This window comes from Siculibacillus lacustris (genome assembly GCF_004328075.1).
Lineage (GTDB): Bacteria > Pseudomonadota > Alphaproteobacteria > Rhizobiales > Ancalomicrobiaceae > Siculibacillus > Siculibacillus lacustris.
This window is the reverse complement of record NZ_SJFN01000004.1, coordinates 174,937-192,585: the sequence shown is the minus strand read 5'-3', so window position 1 is coordinate 192,585 and position 17,649 is coordinate 174,937. Positions and strand designations below refer to the sequence as shown.

The following is a 17,649-nucleotide window of genomic DNA, read 5'->3' as shown; positions in this document are numbered from 1 at the left end:
CCGTCCCCCCGGACGGCGCTCCGTCACGGATTGAGCGTCCATTCGTAGCTGCTCTTGACCACCTCGACGTGGTTGAACGGCTTCAGGAGATCGTTCGAACACTTGTAGGTCTTGAGGTTGATCCGCTTGAACGGACCGGGCTGCTCGGTGCACAGATGGAGATCGCCGCGCCCCCAGAAATTGCCGTTCGGGGCCTTGGCGAAGGTGTAGAAATGGCCGCGCGGATAGGCGCCGATGCGCCGGCAGCTGCCCGGTTCGACCACCCACCAGCCGGCCACCACGAAGTCCGACGAGCCCGGCGCATAGCGCGACGAGATCGCCACCGACGCCTTGGACCGCGTCTCGTTGCAGACGCTGAAGTCGAACAGCCCCGAATCCTGCGCCCGGCTCGGGGCTCCCCCGACCGCGGCCAGCGCCCCGATCGCCAGTCCCCACGACACCACGAATTTCCGCATGACTTTCCCCCCTGCCGACGCCCGCCTCCCTGCGGGGCGTCGGAACTGCCGACACTAATCGATTTAGGAAGTCCGTCCAGGGGCTTGCGGAGAGAATTGCGCGAATGGCGAGTGTCCCGACCGCCGAGAAGGTCACGCCACCAGGGCGCCGGCAGCAGCCATCGAATCGCAGCCGCAGAACTTGTCGAAGAAGCCGAATGCGATCCCGATGGCGATATGAATCAGCGTGCCGCTGCGTTCGTCACCCCAGATGTCCCAAATGACCGCAGCGGCTTCCGCGAGCAATTTGTAGCCCTTCTTCCGTTCGCAGTAGCGACCGCGAACGCAGACGACGTCGAAGAGAAGGGTCCGTTGTTCCGGCGTGAGTCGCCGATTGAGCCAATCGGAAAAACTCGCCCAGATCTCGCCGAGATTACCTGCCGTGATCGCCCGCCATAACGGCGACCGGCGCACCGACCCGGCGACCAGATCTGCGTAAGCTCTGATCAGGGAGCCGCGATCACGGGCGTAGCGCTTCAGCCGCCGCAGGAGTTTGTTCCGGCGCGGATCTTCGCGGTCCTGCGGCCCGTTGTCTCTGGAATCGTTCATCGTTCTCGTAACCCCTGCGCTGTACGGTTGCAGAACGAACAACAGCATGCAATGGTAGATTGTCAAGTGAGTCGCCCCCTCCGTAAAACTGCAGACGCAAGGGAGACCACCCTGAACAATCTCTCCTCCACCGTTGCGCTCGCCCTCTGCGTCGTCCTCCTGCTCTGGCGCTGGACGCCGGATCGCGTTCCTTGGCTCATCGTCGCCCTGGCGGCGGCGGCTTGGTTCGGCTATCGCTTCTTCTCGGATCATCGGCACCGGCCGCGGTGAGACGACCGACACGCCGAGTGCCCGCTCATGGACCCGACCACCCTTGTCGCCTTCACCCTCGCGCTGACCATCGCCGCGGCCATTCCCGGGCCCGGCATGACGGCGCTGGTCGCCCGCGCCCTGGCGGTCGGCTTCTGGGGCACCATGCCGATGGTGGTCGGCCTGATCTGCGGCGATCTGGTCTTCCTGACCTGCGCCGCCCTCGGCCTGTCGGCGATCGCCCAGACCTTCGCCACGGTGTTCACGCTGGTGAAGTTCGCCGGCGCCGCCTATCTCTTGTGGCTCGCCTGGCAGCTGTGGACCACCGCGCCGCACGCCACCGAGGTCGGCGCCGCCGCGCGTCCCGAACGCTCGCCGGCCCGCGTCTGGCTCGCCGGCCTGACGCTGACCCTCGGCAACCCCAAGACCATCATCTTCTACATGGCGCTGCTGCCGACCGTGGTCGATCTGGCGAAGCTGACCACCGTCGGCTTCGTCGAGATGAGCGCCATCGTGCTGATCGATCTGCTGGTGGTCGGCGCGGTCTATGCGTGGCTCGCCGCGCGGGCGCGGGACTTCTTCCGCGACGCCCGCGCCCGCCGCATCCTCGACCGCACCGCCGGGGCGATGATGGCCGGCGCCGCGGTGGCGGTGGCGACCCGTTGAGCCCGACTTGGGCGAAGCGCGCGCGAATCGGTCGCAGGCGCCGCGCCGGAACGCCGGAAATCCACCGGGCAGGGCCTTGAACCGACACGTCTTTTCGCGGGCGTGCGGCAACCTTTGCGCATCCCCTCCCAACCCTCTATGAAACGGTCTCGCGACAGCCGACGAGAGTGACCCCAGACCCCATGACCGACCAGACCCAAGACGGCGCATCGAAGACCGGTGCAGACGACTACGGCGCCGACTCCATCAAGGTGCTGAAGGGTCTCGACGCCGTTCGCAAACGCCCCGGCATGTACATCGGCGACACCGACGACGGCTCGGGCCTCCACCACATGGTCTACGAGGTGGTCGACAACGCCATCGACGAGACCCTGGCCGGCTGGGCCACCGAGGTCTACGTCTCGCTCAACGCCGACGGCTCGGTCACCGTGCGCGACGACGGCCGCGGCATCCCCACCGACATCCACACCGAGGAAGGCGTCTCGGCGGCGCAGGTCATCATGACCCAGCTCCACGCCGGCGGGAAGTTCGACCAGAACTCCTACAAGGTGTCCGGCGGCCTGCACGGCGTCGGCGTCTCGGTGGTCAACGCCCTGTCGGTGGTCCTCGATCTGACGATCTGGCGCGACGACAAGCGCCACTTCATGCGCTTCCGCCACGGAGTGCCGGAAGAGGACCTCAAGGTGGTCGGCTCCGCCCCCGGCCGGCGCGGCACCGAGGTGACCTTCACCCCCTCGACCGACACCTTCACCCATGTCGACTTCGATTTCGCCACGCTGGAGCATCGCCTGCGCGAGCTCGCGTTCCTGAACTCCGGCGTCAACATCATCTTCGAAGACCACCGCGGCGCCGAAGCCCGCACCGTCAACCTCCACTACGAGGGCGGATTGGTCGAATTCGTGCGCTGGCTCGACCGCGCCAAGAAGCCGGCCCTGTCGTCGCCGCTCTACACCAAGTCCGAGCGCGACGGCATCACGGTGGAATGCGCGCTGTGGTGGAACGACAGCTACCACGAGCAGATGTTGTGCTTCACCAACAACATCCCACAGCGCGACGGCGGCACCCATCTCGCCGGCTTCCGCGCCTCGCTGACCCGTCAGGTCACCGGCTATGCCGATTCCTCCGGCCTGATGAAGAAGGAGAAGGTCTCGCTGACCGGCGAAGACTGCCGCGAAGGCCTGACCTGCGTCCTCTCGGTCAAGGTGCCGGACCCCAAGTTCTCGTCCCAGACCAAGGACAAGCTGGTCTCTTCCGAGGTCCGCCCGGTGGTCGAGAACCTGCTCAACGCCGCGCTGTCGACGTGGTTCGAGGAACATCCGGCCGAGGCCCGCGTCGTCGTCGGCAAGGTGGTCGAGGCCGCCGCGGCCCGCGAGGCCGCCCGCCGCGCCCGCGAACTGACCCGCCGCAAGGGCGTGCTCGACGTCGCCTCGCTGCCCGGCAAGCTCGCCGACTGCTCGGAGAAGGATCCGGCCAAGTCGGAACTGTTCATCGTCGAGGGCGACTCCGCCGGCGGCTCCGCCAAGCAGGGCCGCAATCGTGAGAATCAGGCGGTGCTGCCGCTGCGCGGCAAGATCCTCAACGTCGAACGCGCGCGCTTCGACAAGATGCTGTCGTCGGAGATGATCGGCACGCTGATCACCGCGCTCGGCACCTCGATCGGCGCCGACGAGTTCAACATCGAGAAGATCCGCTACCACAAGATCATCATCATGACCGACGCCGACGTCGACGGCGCCCATATCCGCACGTTGCTGCTGACCTTCTTCTACCGTCAGATGCCCGAGCTGATCGATCGCGGCTATCTCTACATCGCCCAGCCGCCGCTGTACAAGGTGACGCGCGGCAAGTCCGAGCAATACCTCAAGGATCAGAAGACCTTCGAGGATTATCTGATCCACCAGGGTCTCGACGACACCCGTCTGGTGCTCGGCACCGGCGAGGAGATCGCCGGCATGGATCTCGCGGCGCTGGCCGACGAATGCCGCCAGGTGCGCCACGTCGTCGACAACCTGCACCACCGCTATTCCGGCGCGATCGTCGAACAGGCGACGATCTGCGGCGCCCTCGACAAGCGCGTGCTGGACGATCCCGAACGCGCCGCGACCGCCGCGGCGGCGCTCGCCACCCGTCTCGACACCCTCGCCGACAGCTACGAGAAGGGCTGGAGCGGCCACGTCGGCGAAGACGGCGGCATCGTCGTGACCCGCACCCTGCGCGGCGTCGCCGAGACCCGCATCCTCGACGCCGGCCTGATCGGCTCGCTCGACGCCCGCCGCCTCGACGCCCACGCCGCCCGCCTGTCGGAAGTGTTCAGCACCCCGACCAGCCTGCGCCGCAAGGAGAGCACCATCGCCGTGCACGGGCCGATCGAGCTGCTCACCGCGATCTTCGCGCAGGGCCGCAAGGGCATCACCATGCAGCGCTACAAGGGTCTCGGCGAGATGAACCCCGAGCAGCTGTGGGAGACCACCCTCGACCCCAACATGCGCTCGCTGTTGCAGGTCCGCGTCCGCGAGGCCGACGACGCCGGCGAGATCTTCACCCGCCTGATGGGCGACGAGGTCGAACCCCGCCGCGACTTCATCATCGAGAACGCCCTGACGGCCAATCTCGACGCGTGAGGGGTCGCGGAGCGGCGCTTGACCTTCGTCGGTCCCGCGATAGCGATGTCGGCACAGTGGAGTTGGCGTCATGCAGGATTGCGGCGTCGCTCGTCGACAGGTCGTGACGAGTTTTCTCGCGAGCCTCTTTTGGATTGCCGCAGCACTAGCCTGCTTTGCGTTTCTCTCTTCGGTGACGGATATCGTTCAGACTGATTTTATCGGGATCAATCCGAACCGATCTCAGCGCCACGCGGCATCCCTCCCCTTCATATTTGCGCCGATCGAGACGATCGTCGCGGTGTTCGGCGTCCTCCTCGTGCTCGGACCGTCGCAGTTGCTGCTTTCCGCTGTTGTCTGGAGTGCGCCGAAGCGTCGGTGGCTCCTTCGTGTCTTGCTCTCTCTCCCTTTCGCTGCCGTCGTTACTTGGTATTCGTACGATTACCTCATACCCGGCGACCGGTACGGACTCACACTCGATAACTACCTCATCGCACTCGGGGCGCAGTCCGTCGTTTCGCTCTTCAGTTGTGCCCGCCTGTACTTCAAAGCCGATGGCCGACCGAAGGCGAGTCGTCGCGTCGGCCTCGCGTTGATCGCCGTCGGCGCGGCGATCGGCGTCGCCAAAGGTCTGCATCTCGTGGGCGCGTGAACGAGAAACGCTCCGCCCACCCCCTCCCATCACCCCTGCTGATCGATTCCATCAGCGATCGGCGATTGCGGATCGGGGCGCGATGGCGGAAGAGTGCGGGCTCGAAATCCCGTCCGGGACGGCCCCGCCGCCCGGCGAACCGGAAGCCCGCGACGCCCATGCCCCTCCCCGCCCGCCTCGCCCCCTGGCGCGCCGAGGCCGTCGCCACGCTGGCGCTGGCCTGGCCGATGATCCTCGGCCAGCTCGCCCAGATGGCGCTCAACACCACCGACGTGCTGCTGCTCTCCCGCCTGTCGGCGGAAGCCGTCGCCTCGGGCGCGCTGGCGGTTAATCTCTACAACGTCTTCATGCTGTTCGGCGTCGGCGTGATGTCGGCGACCATGCCGATGGTGGCGCGCGAGCGCGGCCGCATGCGCCATTCGGTGCGCGACGTCCGCCGCACCGTCGGCCAGTCGATGTGGGCGGCGGTGGCGCTGGCCGTGCCGAGTTGGGCCGTGCTGTGGAACGCCGAGCCGATCTTCGCCCTGCTCGGCCAGGATCCCGCCCTCGGTCACGACGCCGCGCGGATCCTGCACGTGCTGATGTGGGGCCTGCTGCCGTTCTTCGTGTTCATCGCCCTGCGCGCCTTCGTCGCGGCGCTGGAGCGGCCGATGTGGGTGCTGGCGATCGGCGTCGCCGCGGTGCCGGTCAATGCGGTGATCGGCTGGGCGCTGATCTTCGGCCGGCTCGGCGCACCCGAACTCGGGCTGATCGGCGTCGGCTGGGCGACCTTCCTGACCAATGCCGCGACCGTCGCGGCGATGGCGGTGGTGCTGTCGACCGACCGCCGTTTCCGCCGCTATCACCTGTTCGGCCGCTTCTGGCGCGCCGATCCGCAGCGATTCGTGGCGTTCTTCAAGCTCGGCGCGCCGATCGGCGCGATGATCGCCTTCGAGACGACGATCTTCAATGCCGCCGCCTTCCTCGCCGGCCTGCTCGGTACGGCCACGCTCGCCGCCCATGCCATCACCCTGCAGATCGCCGGCACCGCCTTCATGATCCCGCTCGGCCTGTCCCAGGCGGCGACCGTGCGGGTCGGCCTCGCCTATGGCCGCCGCGACGCGGCCGGCATCGCCGTCGCCGGCTGGACCGCGATGGCCCTGGTGGTGGTGGTGATGGCCGTCACCGCCTCGACCATGACACTGGCCCCGACCGCCCTGATCGGCGCCTTCCTCGACGCCGCCGATCCGGCGGTCGCCGCGACCTTCGCGCTCGCCCGCTCGTTCCTGGCACTCGCCGCGATCTTCCAGCTCGCCGACGGCATTCAGGTGGTCACCGCCGGCATGCTGCGCGGCCGCCACGACACCCGCGTGCCGATGATCCTCGCCGGCATCGGCTATTGGGGCATCGGCCTGACCGCCTCGGTGGTCCTGGCCTTCCCCCTCGGCTTCGGCGGCCGCGGCATCTGGATGGGTCTGGCCTCCGGCCTCGGGGTCGTCGCCGTGGCGCTGGTGGTGCGCTGGGTGCGTCTGACCGCGGCCGACCGCGCGGCCTGATTTCGGCCGACACCGAGCGGAAACGGAGCCGATCCAAATGATCGGCGAGGAGATCCAACCAGCCATCTCCGACGTAAGACCGGTAAAAATCGACGATCAACGCTGAAATCAGCGGTCTCTGATCGCAGAATTCAACAACCAGTAAAGTTGTACACTGACGTTTCACTTTATATTAAGCAGTTTAACACAGAGTATTTACGAACCAATTGCAAAGACTCGCGTCATATGCGATTGACCCCATCCGTTGCTACCTGAGATCGAAAAAATAGAAAAGAACATTAACCCCTGATCACTCACTCGAGGCATGCTCCATGAAATTTTTCTCAGCCGCCCGCGAAGCCCGCGCCCGACTGCGGGCCCTCGACAAGTCTCAGGCGACGATCTCATTCGAGCTCGACGGTACCATCGTCGACGCCAACGCCAATTTTCTCGGGCTGATGGGTTATTCTCTGGACGAGATCCGCGGACGTCATCATTCGATGTTCGTCGACGAAACCGCACGTGACGGCGCCGAGTACCGCGCCTTCTGGGACGCCCTGCGCCGCGGCGAATCTCAGGTCGCCGAATTCAAGCGCATCGCCAAGGGCGGCAAGCCGGTGTGGATCCAGGGCTCCTACAATGCGCTGCTCGATGCGAAGGGCCGCCCCTTCCGGGTCGTCAAATACGCCACCGACGTCACCGCCGAGAAGCTGAAGACCGCCGAGGTCAAAGGCCAACTCGACGCCATCGACCGGTCGCAGGCGGTGATCTCCTTCGACCTCGACGGCAAGATCCTCCACGCCAACGAGAATTTCCTCGGCGCGCTCGGCTACCGGCTCGACGAGGTGGTCGGTCAGCATCATTCGATCTTCGTCGATCCCGCCGAGCGGTCCAGTCCCGCTTATCGCGCCTTCTGGGAAGCGCTGCGCCGCGGCGAGTTCCAGACCGCCGAATACAAGCGTATCGCCAAGGGCGGCAAGGAAGTCTGGATCCAGGCCTCCTACAACCCGGTCTTCGACATGGCCGGTCGGCCGTTCAAAGTGGTCAAGTTCGCCACCGACGTCACGGCTTCGGTCGCCGACCGTCTGCGACGCCACGATCTGCAGCGCGGCATCGATGCCGATCTCGGCGCCATCGGCGACGCCATCGACCGCGCCAACCAGCAGGCCGCCGCCGCCGCCGCCGCCTCGACCCAGACCTCGTCCAACGTCCAGGCGGTCGCCGCCGGCGCCGAGGAACTGGCCCAGTCGGTCTCCGAAATCAGCCGCCAAGTCTCCCATGCCCTGGAGATTACCAACGAGGCGGTGCGTCAGGCCGACGACACCAACACCACCATCGTGACCCTGGTGGCCGCGACCCAGAAGATCGGGGAAGTGGTCAGTCTGATCAATTCGATCGCCGCTCAGACCAACCTGCTCGCGCTGAACGCCACCATCGAGGCGGCGCGCGCCGGCGAGAGCGGCCGTGGCTTCGCGGTCGTCGCCTCCGAGGTCAAGAGCTTGGCCACCCAGACCTCCAAAGCGACCGAAGAGATCGGCGCCCAGATCGCCGCGGTCCAGAACGATACCCGCATGGCGGTCGACGCCATCGCCGGCATCTCGGCGACCATCGGCCGGATGAACGAGATCTCCACCAACATCGCCACCGCGGTCGAGGAGCAGGAGGCGGTGACCCGCGACATGTCGGCCAACATGCAGACCGCGGCGACCGGCGTCGCGACCATCGACACCGGCATCAGCGAGATCGCCCGCTCGACCCACGCGGTCGACGACGCCACCCGCAAAGTCAAGGAAGCCTCGCGCGCCCTGGCGTGAGGCTTCGATCGACGACCGGCGATCGGCGACCGGCGACGCGGGTGGGTTTTCCCTCGCGTCGCCGCCGGCCTTCAGGCCTCCGCCGGGGGCGTGAATCCGAGCGCCCGCCATTCCGCCGCGACCGCCGGGTCGCGCTCGGCGGCGCCCTTGCCGCGGAACGCGGCGGCGAGCGCCGACCCGGACATCAGACGCCCCGCCGCCCACACCGCCGCCCCCCGCACCATCGCCGACTGGTCGCCGAGCCGGGGGGAAATCGTCGCCGCGAGCTCCGCCGCTCCCGAATTGCCGATCGCGATCAGCACGTTGCGGACGAAGCGCGCCCGCCCGATGCGCTTGATCGGCGAGCCCGCGAAATGCGCCCGGAAGCCCGCGTCGTCGAGCCCGACCAGATCGGCCAGCGCCGGCCGCACCAGATCCGGGCGCGCCACCAGCTTGGCCTCGCGCGCGACAGCCGCGAACTTGTTCCACGGACACACCGCCAGACAGTCGTCGCAGCCGTAGATGCGGTCGCCCATCGCCGCGCGGAATTCCGTGGGGATCGGCCCGTCGTGTTCGATGGTCAGATAGGACAGGCAGCGGCGGGCATCGAGCCGATGCGGCGCCGGGAAGGCGTCGGTCGGGCAGACGTCGAGGCAGCGCCGGCACGAGCCGCAATGGTCGGCGGCCGGGGCATCGGCGTCGAGCTCCAGCGTGGTGTAGATCACCCCGAGGAAGAACCAGCCGCCGATCGTCCGCGACACCGCCAGGGTGTTCTTGCCCTGCCAGGCGAGGCCGGCGGCGGCGGCGAGCGGCTTCTCCATCACCGGTGCGGTGTCGACGAAGACCTTGGCGCGCGACCCGAGGCCGCGGCGGCGGGCTTCCCCGGCGAGGCGATCGGCGAGTTCCTTCAGCCGCCCCTTGATCACGTCGTGATAGTCGCGGTTGCGGGCATAGACCGAGATCTCGCCACGGGTTCGATCCCCCCGCCCCTCGAGCGGATCGCTCGTCGGCCCGTAGTCGAAGGCCAGCACGATCACCGACCGCACCTCGTCCCACAGCGCCCGCGGGCGCGCCCGTCGCGCCGCGGTCTCGGCCATCCAGGTCATGGTGGCGTGGTGGCCGGCGGCGAGGAAGCCGGCGAGATCGACCGCCGCGTGATCGATCGCATCCGGGCCGGTCACCCCGACGCCGGAAAAGCCCAGGCGCCGCGCCTCGGCGTCGAGGAAGCGCCTGAGCTGGGCGCGATCGGCGGGGGCGGTGGCGGTCATCGGCGGCCTCGACCCGGGCCGATCGGCAGGCGCGGATCGCATCCGCCGCGCCGAGCGACGGTGCGGCTCAGTTGCGCTCTTCCGGCAGGGTCGGCAGCGGCTGGAACTCGACGCCGTCCTCGGCCAGGGCGTGGACCTCGTCCGCCGTTGCCTCGCCGTAGATGCCCTGGTGCTCGACCTCGCCGAAGTGCATCCGCCGCGCCTCCTCGGCGAACCGGTCGCCGACATAGGTGGCGTTCTCGGTGACCTTCTTGCGGATCTCGCGCAGCGCCTCGAGCATCATCTTCTGGGCCGGGTCCGGCATCATCACCGCCTGGCGGCGCGGCGCCTCCTCGCGCTCCTCGCGGCCGCGGGCGGTGCGCACGCTCGGCGCCATCATCGCCCGGTTGACCACCGTCGAGCCGCACACCGGGCAGGAGATCAGGCCCTTGGCGGCCTGGGCGTCGAAGTCTTCCGACGAGCGGAACCAGCCTTCGAAGGCGTGGTCGGAGTCGCAGAGCAGCGAATAATGGATCATGTCGCCGTCCTCCCGTCCGACGCCGGTGCCGTGAACGGCCGATCGTGGCGCAGCGAGGGCACCCGCGCCCGCACCACGTCCGGTTCGGTCATGTCGATGTCGGCGAAGATCACCCCCGGCTCGGTGCCCGCTTCCGCGACCACCCGGCCCCAGGGATCGATCACCAGACTGTGGCCGTAGGTCTCGCGGCCGTTCTCGTGGACGCCGCCCTGGGCCGCGGCGAGCACCCAGGCGCCGGTCTCGATCGCCCGGGCGCGCAGCAGCACGTGCCAATGGGCCTCGCCGGTCGGTCGCGTGAAGGCCGCCGGCACCGCCAGGAGTCCCGCGCCGGCTCCGGCCAGCGCCCGATAGAGATGGGGAAAGCGCACGTCGTAGCAGATCGTCACACCGAGCCGCCCCCACGGCAGATCGACCATCACCGCTTTGTCGCCGGCGACGTAGCGCGCGCTCTCGCGATAGACCTGACCGTCGGCGAGCTGCACGTCGAACAGATGGATCTTGTCGTAGCGCGCGACGATCGCCCCGTCGGGGCCGATCACGAAGGCGCGGTTGGCGGCCTTGGTGCCGTCGCCGACCTTGATCGCCAGGGATCCGATGTGGAGATGGATCGACAGTTCCGCGGCCAGACGTCGCGCCGCGGCGAGCGTCGCGTCCCCCGCTTCGTCGGTCAGCGTCGCGAACAGCCGCGCCGGGTCCTCGTCCATGATGCCGGTGGTCTCCGGCGTCTGGACATAGACCGCGCCGCCGGCCGCCGCCTCGCGCACGTAGCCTTCGAGGCTCGCGACGTTCTCGGCGACCGAGCGCGAGGATCTCATCTGGACGAGTGCGGCACGGAACGTCGTCATGCTTCCTCTCTCGCCACGCCCCCTCGCGGGATGCGCGGCCGATCGCCCGTTCACGACGGGTCGGCGCCCCCGGCCAGCAGCGGATCGAGCCCGCCACGGGCGTCCAGGGCATGAAGATCGTCACAGCCGCCGACATGGGTGTCGCCGACGAAGATCTGCGGGAAGGTCGTCCGCCCCGAGCGGCCGATCATCTCCTGACGCCAAGCGGGTGTGGCCGTGGCGTTGCGCTCCTCGAAGGCGACGCCCTTGGCGCCGAGGAGCCGTTTGGCCGCCACGCAGTAGCCGCAACCGTCGCGGGTGTAGATCAGAACCTGGGGTCGAGCCATGCGGTATCCTCTGCGTCGGTGTGCACCGCGGTCACGCCCCGTTCATATCGTGATCGCCCCCCCGGGAGCAACCCGCGCGAACGTCAGGACGTCGATGCGCAGGGCGCCGGCCCGTCGCAGCGCCCGCGTCGCCGCCGACACCGTCGCGCCGGTGGTCAGCACGTCGTCGACCAGCACCACCCGTCGCCCCTCGATCGCCGCCCGATGCGAGGCCGGCACCCGGAAGGCGCCGCGCACGTTGGCGATCCGTTCGGCCTCACCGAGCCCGACCTGCGGCCGGGTGGCGCGGATGCGGATCAGCGCTCCGACGTCGACCGCCACCCCCGAGGCGCGCCCGACTTCGAGAGCGATCAGCGCCGCCTGATTGAACTTGCGCGTCCACAGCCGACGCCGGTGCAGCGGCAAGGGCACGATCACCTCGGCGTCGATCAGCAGATCGCGCCCGGCCCGCGCCGTCATCCGGCCGATCAGCGGCGCCGCCTCGGTGCGGTCGTGATACTTCAGCCCGTGCACCAGATCGCGGGCGACGTCGTCGAAGATCACCGCGGCGCGGGCCCGGTCGAACACCGGCGGCGAGGCGATCGCCTCCGCCGACAGGGCGCCGGGGCCGATGTCGTAGCCGAAGGGAATGCCCAGGCGCTCGCAATAGGGCCGCTCGATCGGCGTCAGCCGCGCCCAGCAGGCGCCGCACAGCCCGTGCGCCCGCGCCACCGGCCGGCGGCAGGCGAGGCACACCGGCGGCACGATCAGGTCGACCAGCCCACCGACCGCCGACCGACCGCCCGCGACCACCGCCCGAGCCAAGCGTCGCCACCGCGGGTCCCGACCGCCGTCCGCCTCGTCCTCGGTCTCGCCCATCGCCTCCGCCCCCGCCGAGATCGCCAGCATAGCGCGATCCGTCCGCCCGCGACACGCCGCCCGCCCCTTTGACGGACCCGCGGCCGCGTGCGATGGGGAGGCGTCGCCGAGGAGCGCCGATGACCGAGACCACCGCCCCGCGCCTGTTCGACCGCGCGCTGTTGCGCCGCCGGCGGACCCGCGCCCGCGCCGCGCCGCGCCCCGGTGCCGACTTCCTGCTCGCCCGGGTGATCGACGATCTCGGCGATCGCCTCGCCCCCGTGCTGCGGCGTTTCGCCACCGCCGTCGACCTCGGCCTCGCCGCCGGGCCCGCCGCCGATCTGGTCCGCGCCCTCGACAAGGCCGAGCGCGTCCTGGTCGCGGCGATCGACCCCGGCCACCCCGGCGGCGACCTGATCGCCGACGAGGAGGCCCTGCCCTTCGCTCCCGAGAGCCTCGATCTGGTGCTGTCGATGCTGTCGCTGCAGTTCGTCGACGATCTGCCCGGCACGCTGGTGCAGATCCGCCGGGCGCTGCGCCCCGACGGCCTGTTCCTGGCGTCGCTGTTCGGCGGCGCGACGCTGTTCGAGCTGCGCGACGCGCTGATGAGCGCCGAGATCGAGATCACCGGCGGCGCCGGACCGCGGGTGGCGCCGTTCCTCGGGGTGCGCGACCTCGGCGGCCTGCTCCACCGCGCCGGCTTCGCCCTGCCGGTCACCGACGTCGACCGGGTGGTGGTGCGCTACGGCTCGCTGCTCGACCTGTTCGCCGACCTGCGCGCCATGGGGGCGACCAACCCGCTGCACGACCGCGCCCGCCGCCCGACGCCGCGGGCGCTGTTCCTGCGCGCCGCCGAGATCTACGCCGAACGCCACGCCGATCCCGACGGGCGCCTGCGCGCCACCTTCGAGATCGTTTCGGCATCGGGTTGGGCGCCCCACGAGGGCCAGCAGAAGCCGCTGAAGCCCGGCTCGGCGACCGCCCGCCTCGCCGACGTGCTGAAGTCGCCGGGCTATGCCGACGACTCGACGCGCGGAGAGTGACGCCCGGTTCGGGACTTCGTCAGCGCAGGTAGCTGATGATCGTGTTGGAGAAGTTGTTCCACTTGTCGGCGACGCCGCCGCCGGTCGAGGACAGCGCCCCGACGATGGCGATCGAGATCAGGGTGCCGACCAGACCATATTCCATCGACACCGACCCGGTCGGGTCGGTCGTCATCGAGCGGAACCGAAACGTGAGGCTCCGGCGCATGTGCGAGAGAGAATTCTTCATCTCTGACCCAGGGCCTCTTCAGAACAATTCGATCAAATCGGGGATCAGCGGCAGATCCGCCGCCGGCATGGGAAATTCACGCAGCTTCAGAGGCTTGACCCATTTGAGGGCTTGCCCTTCGCGTCCCGTGACGCTCCCGTCCCAACGCCGACAGACATGAAGTAGCATCAGAAGGTGAAAATCGTCATAACGGTGGCTGACGAAATTGAGCGGTGCCAGACACGCCGCCTTGACGTGTATGCCGAGTTCCTCGTCGAGCTCGCGGATCAGAGCATCCTCGGGCGTTTCCCCCGCCTCGACCTTGCCGCCGGGAAATTCCCACAGGCCGGCCATCGGCTTGCCTTCCGGGCGCTGGGCGATCAACACCCGTCCGTCGGCGTCGATCAGCGCCACGGCGGCGACGAGTACGCTGCGCATCGACGTCAACTCCGGTAGTCGCCGTTGATCGCCACGTATTCCTTGGTCAGGTCGCAGGTGTAGACGGTGTCGGACCCCGTCCCCAGACCGAGCTCGACGCGGATCACCACGTGGTCCTGCTTCATGTGGGCCGAGGCCGCGGCCTCCGAATAGGCCGGGTCGCGTTCGCCGTCGACCGCCACGCGGATGTCGCCGAACCAGATCGCCAGCCGGTCGCGTTCGGCCGGCTCGCCGGCCTTGCCGACCGCCATCACCACCCGCCCCCAATTGGCGTCCTCGCCGGCCGCCGCGGTCTTGACCAGCGGCGAATTGGCGATCGACCGGGCGATCCGCCGCGCCGAGGCCTTCGACACCGCGCCCTCGACCCGGACCTCGATGAACTTGCGCGCCCCTTCACCGTCGCGCGCCACAAACTGCGCCAACTCCAGCGCCAGCTCGTCGAGCGCCGCCCGGAAGCCGGCGAGGCGCGGGTCGGCCGCATCGGTGATCTCGACCTGGCCGCGCGCCGCCGCTCGCCCGGTGGCGAACAGCAGCAGCGTGTCGGAGGTCGAGGTGTCGCCGTCGACGGTCACCGCGTTGAAACTGTCGCCGGCGGCTTGCGCAATCAGGCTCTGCAGCACCGGCGCGGCGATCGCCGCATCGGTGAACAGGAAGGACAGCATCGTCGCCATGTCGGGGGCGATCATGCCGGCGCCCTTGGCGATGCCGGCGAGCACCACCGCGACGCCGCCGATGGCGACCGTGCGGGTCGCGACCTTCGGGAAGGTGTCGGTGGTCATGATCGCCCGCGCCGCGTCGAGCCACGGCCCCTCGGCCACCCGGCGCGCGGTCTCGGCCAGCACCGGCTCGAACTTCGCCGCATCGAGCGGCTCGCCGATCACCCCGGTCGAGGCGAGGAACACCTCGTCCGGCGAACAGCCGACCGCCGCCGCAGCGATCGCCGCGGTGTGCTCGACGGTCGCCACGCCCTTGCGGCCGGTGAACGCATTGGCATTGCCGGAATTGACCACCAGGGCGCGGGCCCGCCCGCCGCCGAGCCGCGCGCGGCACCAGTCGACCGGCGCCGACGGGCACTTCGAGGTGGTGAACACCCCGCCGACCTGCGTGCCCTCGTCGAACACCGCCAGCAGCACGTCGGTGCGGCCGGCGTATTTGATCGCCGCCGCGGTCGTGGCGAAGCGCACGCCGGGCACGGCCGGCGCGACGGGGAGATCCTTGGGGGCGAGCGGCGAGACGGCATGGGACATGAGCGGGAGACCCTGTTCGGGAAGGAGCGTCGGCGTGCGGCTCCCAGGGGTTTAGCCGCCGGGAGCGTCGCACTCAAGCGCCGGGCGGAGCGCGCCGCTCACGAAGCCTCGTGCGACCCCCGCGCGATCCAACCGCCGGCGAAGCGATGGATCGACGGGATCACGCCGTAGACCATGCCGAACACCATGAACGGAACGATCGGCAAGGGCCGCATCACCCCCGGCCACGTGGAGACCCAGGGGCCGATGATCAGTTGCAACACCGCCACCAGCGGATAGGCGCCGAGCATCACCAAGAGGGCGAATCGCAACCGCGACGGCAGCAGCGGGCGGCGCGGACGCAGTGCCGCGCCGAAGCCGAAGGAAGGACGGAGCAGTGAGGCGAGATGGGGCATCGACGTTTTCTCTATACGTTACGTTCCGTTTCGTATAAACCGTTCGAGCGCGCCTGTCCAGTCCCTCGTCCAACTCCTCGTGAAGGTTCTCGTGAAGCCCTCGTCCAGAAGCTCGCTCCGTCCGGCCTCGCGGCAGTCGCCCGTTGAGGAGATTGCCCAGCCACTCCGAGCGGTGCTCGCCCAGCCCCGCCTCGCGGCGGTCGCCCGGCCTCGCCCCGCAGAGATCGCCCAGCCCCTCCGCGCGGCGCCCGCCCACCTTCGTACCGGCGCGCACCGGTCTTCACACCCGCGGCACGGGTTCGCCCGATCGCAGCGGCGCTCGTCGGCTCGACGCCACCCGGCCCGGCCGTCTCGATTGCTGCCGCTCGGGCCCCCACTGTGCTCTGCACCCCGGCCCCGGCGATCGGCACGGCCCCGCCGACGAAACCCGAACCCGCTCGCGAGCCGATTCAATCCGAGCCAATTCCGCATTAAGGTGAGCGCATGTCCGACCCCGTCCCGCCCCTCACCGCCCCGACTCGCCATTCCGCCGGCCCGCGCCGCTCCGAAGCGAGCCATGCGGCGATCCTCGATGCGGCCGAGGCGATTCTCGCCGAGCGCGGCTCGGGCGGACTCACCTTCGAGGCGGTGGCGCGCCGGGCCGGCGCCGGCAAACCGACCCTCTATCGCTGGTGGCCGAACCGCACCGCACTGCTGCTCGAGGTCTACGACCGGCGCAAGCACCGCGAACTGCCCGACCACGACACCGGCGACCTCGCCGGCGATCTCCTCGCCGTGCTCGCCGATCTCTGGCGCTTCTGGCGCGAGACCCCCGCGGGCCGGGCCTATGCCGGGATCATCGCCGAAGCCCAACAGGACGACGCCGCCCGCGCGGTGATCGCCGGGCAGTGGACCGCGCCGAATTTTTCGCTGACCCCGATCTTCGACCGGGCGCTCGCCCGCGGCGACCTCACCGACGCCGGCGAGGCGCTGACCTTGCGCGAATACGTCGCGGCGATGAACTGGTTCCGCCTGCTGACCGGCCGCCTCGATCCCGCCGACCTGCCCGGGCTGGTTGCCACCCTGATCGCCGGCCGTACGGCGCGCCGTGGCTGAGCCGCCCGCAGACGACGACGGCCGGACCCTCGTTCCCGAGGACCCGGCCGCCCGACGCGAATCGCAGCGCGGTCGATCACTTCGCCTTGATCGCCGCCTCGTCGATCTCGATCTTGGAGGCCTTCTTCAGCTCGTCGAGCTTGCTGGTGAACAATTCGCCGACCACCGCCTGACGCACCTGGTCCTGGACCTGATCGAGCGCCGGCAGCGGCTGTTTGCGCTTTTCCTCGAGCTTGATGACGTGGAAGCCGAACTGGGTCTGCACCGGCTCCTTGGTGATCGCCCCGACCGCCAGCGCGCCGGCCGCCTTGTCGAATTCCGGCACCATGTCGCCCGGGCCGAAGAACCCGAGGTCGCCGCCCTGCTTGGCCGAACCCGGATCCTGGCTCTTCTCCTCGGCGATCTTGGCGAAGTCGCCGCCCTTGTCGAGGTCGACGATGATCGCCTGAGCCTCTTCCTTGGTCTTCACCAGGATGTGACGGGCGTGCAGTTCTTCCGGCGGGGTGTAGGCGGCGGCGTCCTTGTCGTAACGCGCCTTGATCATCTCCGGCGTCACCGCCGCTTCGACCTTGACCTTGACGAACTCGCCGACCAGCAGCTGGGAACGGATCTGGTCCATGCGCGCCTTGAAGCTGTCGCTCTTGTCGAGGCCGGCCTTGTTCGCCGCCCCGACGATCAGCCGCAGGTCGACCAGACGGTCGACCACGGCCCGCCGGCGGGCGTCTTCCGGCAGCGACGCGAGCTGCTGGGCGAGGCTGGCGGTCATCGTCGCGACTTCGCTCTCGGTGATCGGCTGCCCGTCGACCTTGGCATAGACCTTGTCTTCGGCCCGGGCGGGGCCGACGATCGCCGCACCGACGACGGCGGCGAAGGCGAGAGCGGCGAATGTGCGGTGTCCAGTCATGGGATGGAA

General features: G+C 69.2%; 19 protein-coding genes. 7 read left to right on the top strand and 12 right to left on the bottom strand.

Translation table 11 applies throughout. The features are described 5' to 3' along the window. Window positions 1-23: 23 nt before the first annotated feature. Together EYW49_RS04490 and EYW49_RS04485 are read right to left on the bottom strand one after the other, a co-directional pair. Window positions 24-455 carry a DUF1036 domain-containing protein gene (locus tag EYW49_RS04490; protein WP_131306621.1) on the bottom strand — a complete coding sequence of 144 codons (432 nt, stop codon included), beginning with the start codon at window positions 453-455 and terminating at the stop codon, window positions 24-26. 132 nt (window positions 456-587) lie between these two features. Further along, window positions 588-1,043, bottom strand: a complete 456-nt coding sequence (locus EYW49_RS04485) for a hypothetical protein (RefSeq protein WP_131306619.1) — start codon at window positions 1,041-1,043, stop codon at window positions 588-590. Between the two features lie 297 nt (window positions 1,044-1,340). Here EYW49_RS04485 and EYW49_RS04480 point away from each other — a divergent pair, with 297 nt between their 5' ends. The 5 genes from EYW49_RS04480 to EYW49_RS04460 all read left to right on the top strand — a co-directional run bounded on the left by EYW49_RS04480 (window position 1,341) and on the right by EYW49_RS04460 (window position 8,538). Beyond that, window positions 1,341-1,958, top strand: coding sequence for a LysE family translocator (locus EYW49_RS04480; protein WP_131306617.1), 618 nt, complete (start codon window positions 1,341-1,343; stop codon window positions 1,956-1,958). A gap of 182 nt (window positions 1,959-2,140) precedes the next feature. Further along, entirely contained in the window at window positions 2,141-4,579 is a 2,439-nt protein-coding gene (gene gyrB / locus EYW49_RS04475) for a DNA topoisomerase (ATP-hydrolyzing) subunit B (RefSeq protein WP_131306615.1), read from the top strand. A 70-nt stretch (window positions 4,580-4,649) separates the two neighbouring features. Beyond that, on the top strand, window positions 4,650-5,210 hold the full coding sequence (locus tag EYW49_RS04470; protein WP_131306613.1) for a hypothetical protein: 561 nt from the start codon (window positions 4,650-4,652) through the stop codon (window positions 5,208-5,210). Between the two features lie 158 nt (window positions 5,211-5,368). Next, on the top strand, window positions 5,369-6,745 hold the full coding sequence (locus tag EYW49_RS04465; protein ID WP_131306611.1) for an MATE family efflux transporter: 1,377 nt from the start codon (window positions 5,369-5,371) through the stop codon (window positions 6,743-6,745). 311 nt (window positions 6,746-7,056) lie between these two features. Further along, a complete protein-coding gene (locus tag EYW49_RS04460) occupies window positions 7,057-8,538 on the top strand; it encodes a methyl-accepting chemotaxis protein (protein WP_131306609.1) in 1,482 nt (493 codons plus the stop codon). Window positions 8,539-8,609: 71 nt separating this feature from the next. Here the strand turns inward: EYW49_RS04460 and queG are convergent, their stop codons facing one another. From queG to EYW49_RS04435, 5 genes are all read right to left on the bottom strand, one after another. Next, window positions 8,610-9,785 carry a tRNA epoxyqueuosine(34) reductase QueG gene (gene queG, locus EYW49_RS04455; RefSeq protein ID WP_131306607.1) on the bottom strand — a complete coding sequence of 392 codons (1,176 nt, stop codon included), beginning with the start codon at window positions 9,783-9,785 and terminating at the stop codon, window positions 8,610-8,612. Window positions 9,786-9,852: 67 nt separating this feature from the next. Continuing rightward, a complete protein-coding gene (locus tag EYW49_RS04450) occupies window positions 9,853-10,302 on the bottom strand; it encodes a DUF1178 family protein (RefSeq protein ID WP_131306605.1) in 450 nt (149 codons plus the stop codon). Further along, the gene (locus tag EYW49_RS04445) at window positions 10,299-11,147 is read right to left on the bottom strand and encodes a carbon-nitrogen hydrolase family protein (protein WP_131306603.1); all 849 of its coding nucleotides are present in this window, start codon (window positions 11,145-11,147) and stop codon (window positions 10,299-10,301) included. Before EYW49_RS04445 ends, EYW49_RS04450 begins: the two co-directional genes overlap by 4 nt. 50 nt (window positions 11,148-11,197) lie before the next feature. After that, complete coding sequence (grxC, locus tag EYW49_RS04440) at window positions 11,198-11,473, bottom strand: glutaredoxin 3 (RefSeq protein WP_131306601.1); 276 nt, start codon at window positions 11,471-11,473, stop codon at window positions 11,198-11,200. A 42-nt stretch (window positions 11,474-11,515) separates the two neighbouring features. Then, window positions 11,516-12,361 (bottom strand): ComF family protein, encoded by an 846-nt coding sequence (locus tag EYW49_RS04435; RefSeq protein WP_228259470.1) that lies wholly within the window; start codon window positions 12,359-12,361, stop codon window positions 11,516-11,518. Window positions 12,362-12,450: 89 nt separating this feature from the next. Here EYW49_RS04435 and EYW49_RS04430 point away from each other — a divergent pair, with 89 nt between their 5' ends. Continuing rightward, complete coding sequence (locus tag EYW49_RS04430; RefSeq protein WP_131306599.1) at window positions 12,451-13,353, top strand: class I SAM-dependent methyltransferase; 903 nt, start codon at window positions 12,451-12,453, stop codon at window positions 13,351-13,353. A gap of 19 nt (window positions 13,354-13,372) precedes the next feature. On the opposite strand, the gene EYW49_RS04425 is transcribed toward EYW49_RS04430, so the two are convergent. The 4 genes from EYW49_RS04425 to EYW49_RS23385 all read right to left on the bottom strand — a co-directional run bounded on the left by EYW49_RS04425 (window position 13,373) and on the right by EYW49_RS23385 (window position 15,641). After that, window positions 13,373-13,582: a Flp family type IVb pilin gene (locus EYW49_RS04425; RefSeq protein ID WP_131306597.1), complete on the bottom strand. Its 210-nt coding sequence runs from the start codon at window positions 13,580-13,582 to the stop codon at window positions 13,373-13,375. Window positions 13,583-13,600: 18 nt separating this feature from the next. Further along, on the bottom strand, window positions 13,601-13,999 hold the full coding sequence (mutT, locus tag EYW49_RS04420) for an 8-oxo-dGTP diphosphatase MutT (protein ID WP_131306595.1): 399 nt from the start codon (window positions 13,997-13,999) through the stop codon (window positions 13,601-13,603). Between the two features lie 5 nt (window positions 14,000-14,004). Then, window positions 14,005-15,246, bottom strand: a complete 1,242-nt coding sequence (gene argJ, locus EYW49_RS04415) for a bifunctional glutamate N-acetyltransferase/amino-acid acetyltransferase ArgJ (protein ID WP_131306593.1) — start codon at window positions 15,244-15,246, stop codon at window positions 14,005-14,007. Window positions 15,247-15,344: 98 nt separating this feature from the next. Then, window positions 15,345-15,641 (bottom strand): hypothetical protein, encoded by a 297-nt coding sequence (locus EYW49_RS23385; protein ID WP_228259469.1) that lies wholly within the window; start codon window positions 15,639-15,641, stop codon window positions 15,345-15,347. A 483-nt stretch (window positions 15,642-16,124) separates the two neighbouring features. Here EYW49_RS23385 and EYW49_RS04405 point away from each other — a divergent pair, with 483 nt between their 5' ends. Continuing rightward, entirely contained in the window at window positions 16,125-16,736 is a 612-nt protein-coding gene (locus EYW49_RS04405; protein WP_131306590.1) for a TetR/AcrR family transcriptional regulator, read from the top strand. A gap of 76 nt (window positions 16,737-16,812) precedes the next feature. Here EYW49_RS04405 and EYW49_RS04400 read toward each other — a convergent pair whose 3' ends face one another. Then, window positions 16,813-17,640, bottom strand: coding sequence for a peptidylprolyl isomerase (locus EYW49_RS04400; RefSeq protein ID WP_165498126.1), 828 nt, complete (start codon window positions 17,638-17,640; stop codon window positions 16,813-16,815). Between the last annotated feature and the right edge of the window lie 9 nt (window positions 17,641-17,649).

Excerpts from the sequence above, each read along its gene's own strand:
- queG (WP_131306607.1), bottom strand. The coding sequence starts at position 9,785 with ATGACCGCCACCGCCCCCGCCGATCGCGCCCAGCTCAGGCGCTTCCTC.
- EYW49_RS04485 (WP_131306619.1), bottom strand. The coding sequence starts at position 1,043 with ATGAACGATTCCAGAGACAACGGGCCGCAGGACCGCGAAGATCCGCGC.
- EYW49_RS04435 (WP_228259470.1), bottom strand. The coding sequence starts at position 12,361 with ATGCTGGCGATCTCGGCGGGGGCGGAGGCGATGGGCGAGACCGAGGAC.
- mutT (WP_131306595.1), bottom strand. The coding sequence starts at position 13,999 with ATGCGCAGCGTACTCGTCGCCGCCGTGGCGCTGATCGACGCCGACGGA.
- EYW49_RS04445 (WP_131306603.1), bottom strand. The coding sequence starts at position 11,147 with ATGACGACGTTCCGTGCCGCACTCGTCCAGATGAGATCCTCGCGCTCG.
- EYW49_RS04430 (WP_131306599.1), top strand. The coding sequence starts at position 12,451 with ATGACCGAGACCACCGCCCCGCGCCTGTTCGACCGCGCGCTGTTGCGC.
- EYW49_RS23385 (WP_228259469.1), bottom strand. The coding sequence starts at position 15,641 with ATGCCCCATCTCGCCTCACTGCTCCGTCCTTCCTTCGGCTTCGGCGCG.
- EYW49_RS04450 (WP_131306605.1), bottom strand. The coding sequence starts at position 10,302 with ATGATCCATTATTCGCTGCTCTGCGACTCCGACCACGCCTTCGAAGGC.
- EYW49_RS04400 (WP_165498126.1), bottom strand. The coding sequence starts at position 17,640 with ATGACTGGACACCGCACATTCGCCGCTCTCGCCTTCGCCGCCGTCGTC.
- grxC (WP_131306601.1), bottom strand. The coding sequence starts at position 11,473 with ATGGCTCGACCCCAGGTTCTGATCTACACCCGCGACGGTTGCGGCTAC.
- argJ (WP_131306593.1), bottom strand. The coding sequence starts at position 15,246 with ATGTCCCATGCCGTCTCGCCGCTCGCCCCCAAGGATCTCCCCGTCGCG.
- gyrB (WP_131306615.1), top strand. The coding sequence starts at position 2,141 with ATGACCGACCAGACCCAAGACGGCGCATCGAAGACCGGTGCAGACGAC.
- EYW49_RS04480 (WP_131306617.1), top strand. The coding sequence starts at position 1,341 with ATGGACCCGACCACCCTTGTCGCCTTCACCCTCGCGCTGACCATCGCC.
- EYW49_RS04425 (WP_131306597.1), bottom strand. The coding sequence starts at position 13,582 with ATGAAGAATTCTCTCTCGCACATGCGCCGGAGCCTCACGTTTCGGTTC.
- EYW49_RS04465 (WP_131306611.1), top strand. The coding sequence starts at position 5,369 with ATGCCCCTCCCCGCCCGCCTCGCCCCCTGGCGCGCCGAGGCCGTCGCC.
- EYW49_RS04460 (WP_131306609.1), top strand. The coding sequence starts at position 7,057 with ATGAAATTTTTCTCAGCCGCCCGCGAAGCCCGCGCCCGACTGCGGGCC.
- EYW49_RS04490 (WP_131306621.1), bottom strand. The coding sequence starts at position 455 with ATGCGGAAATTCGTGGTGTCGTGGGGACTGGCGATCGGGGCGCTGGCC.
- EYW49_RS04470 (WP_131306613.1), top strand. The coding sequence starts at position 4,650 with ATGCAGGATTGCGGCGTCGCTCGTCGACAGGTCGTGACGAGTTTTCTC.
- EYW49_RS04405 (WP_131306590.1), top strand. The coding sequence starts at position 16,125 with ATGTCCGACCCCGTCCCGCCCCTCACCGCCCCGACTCGCCATTCCGCC.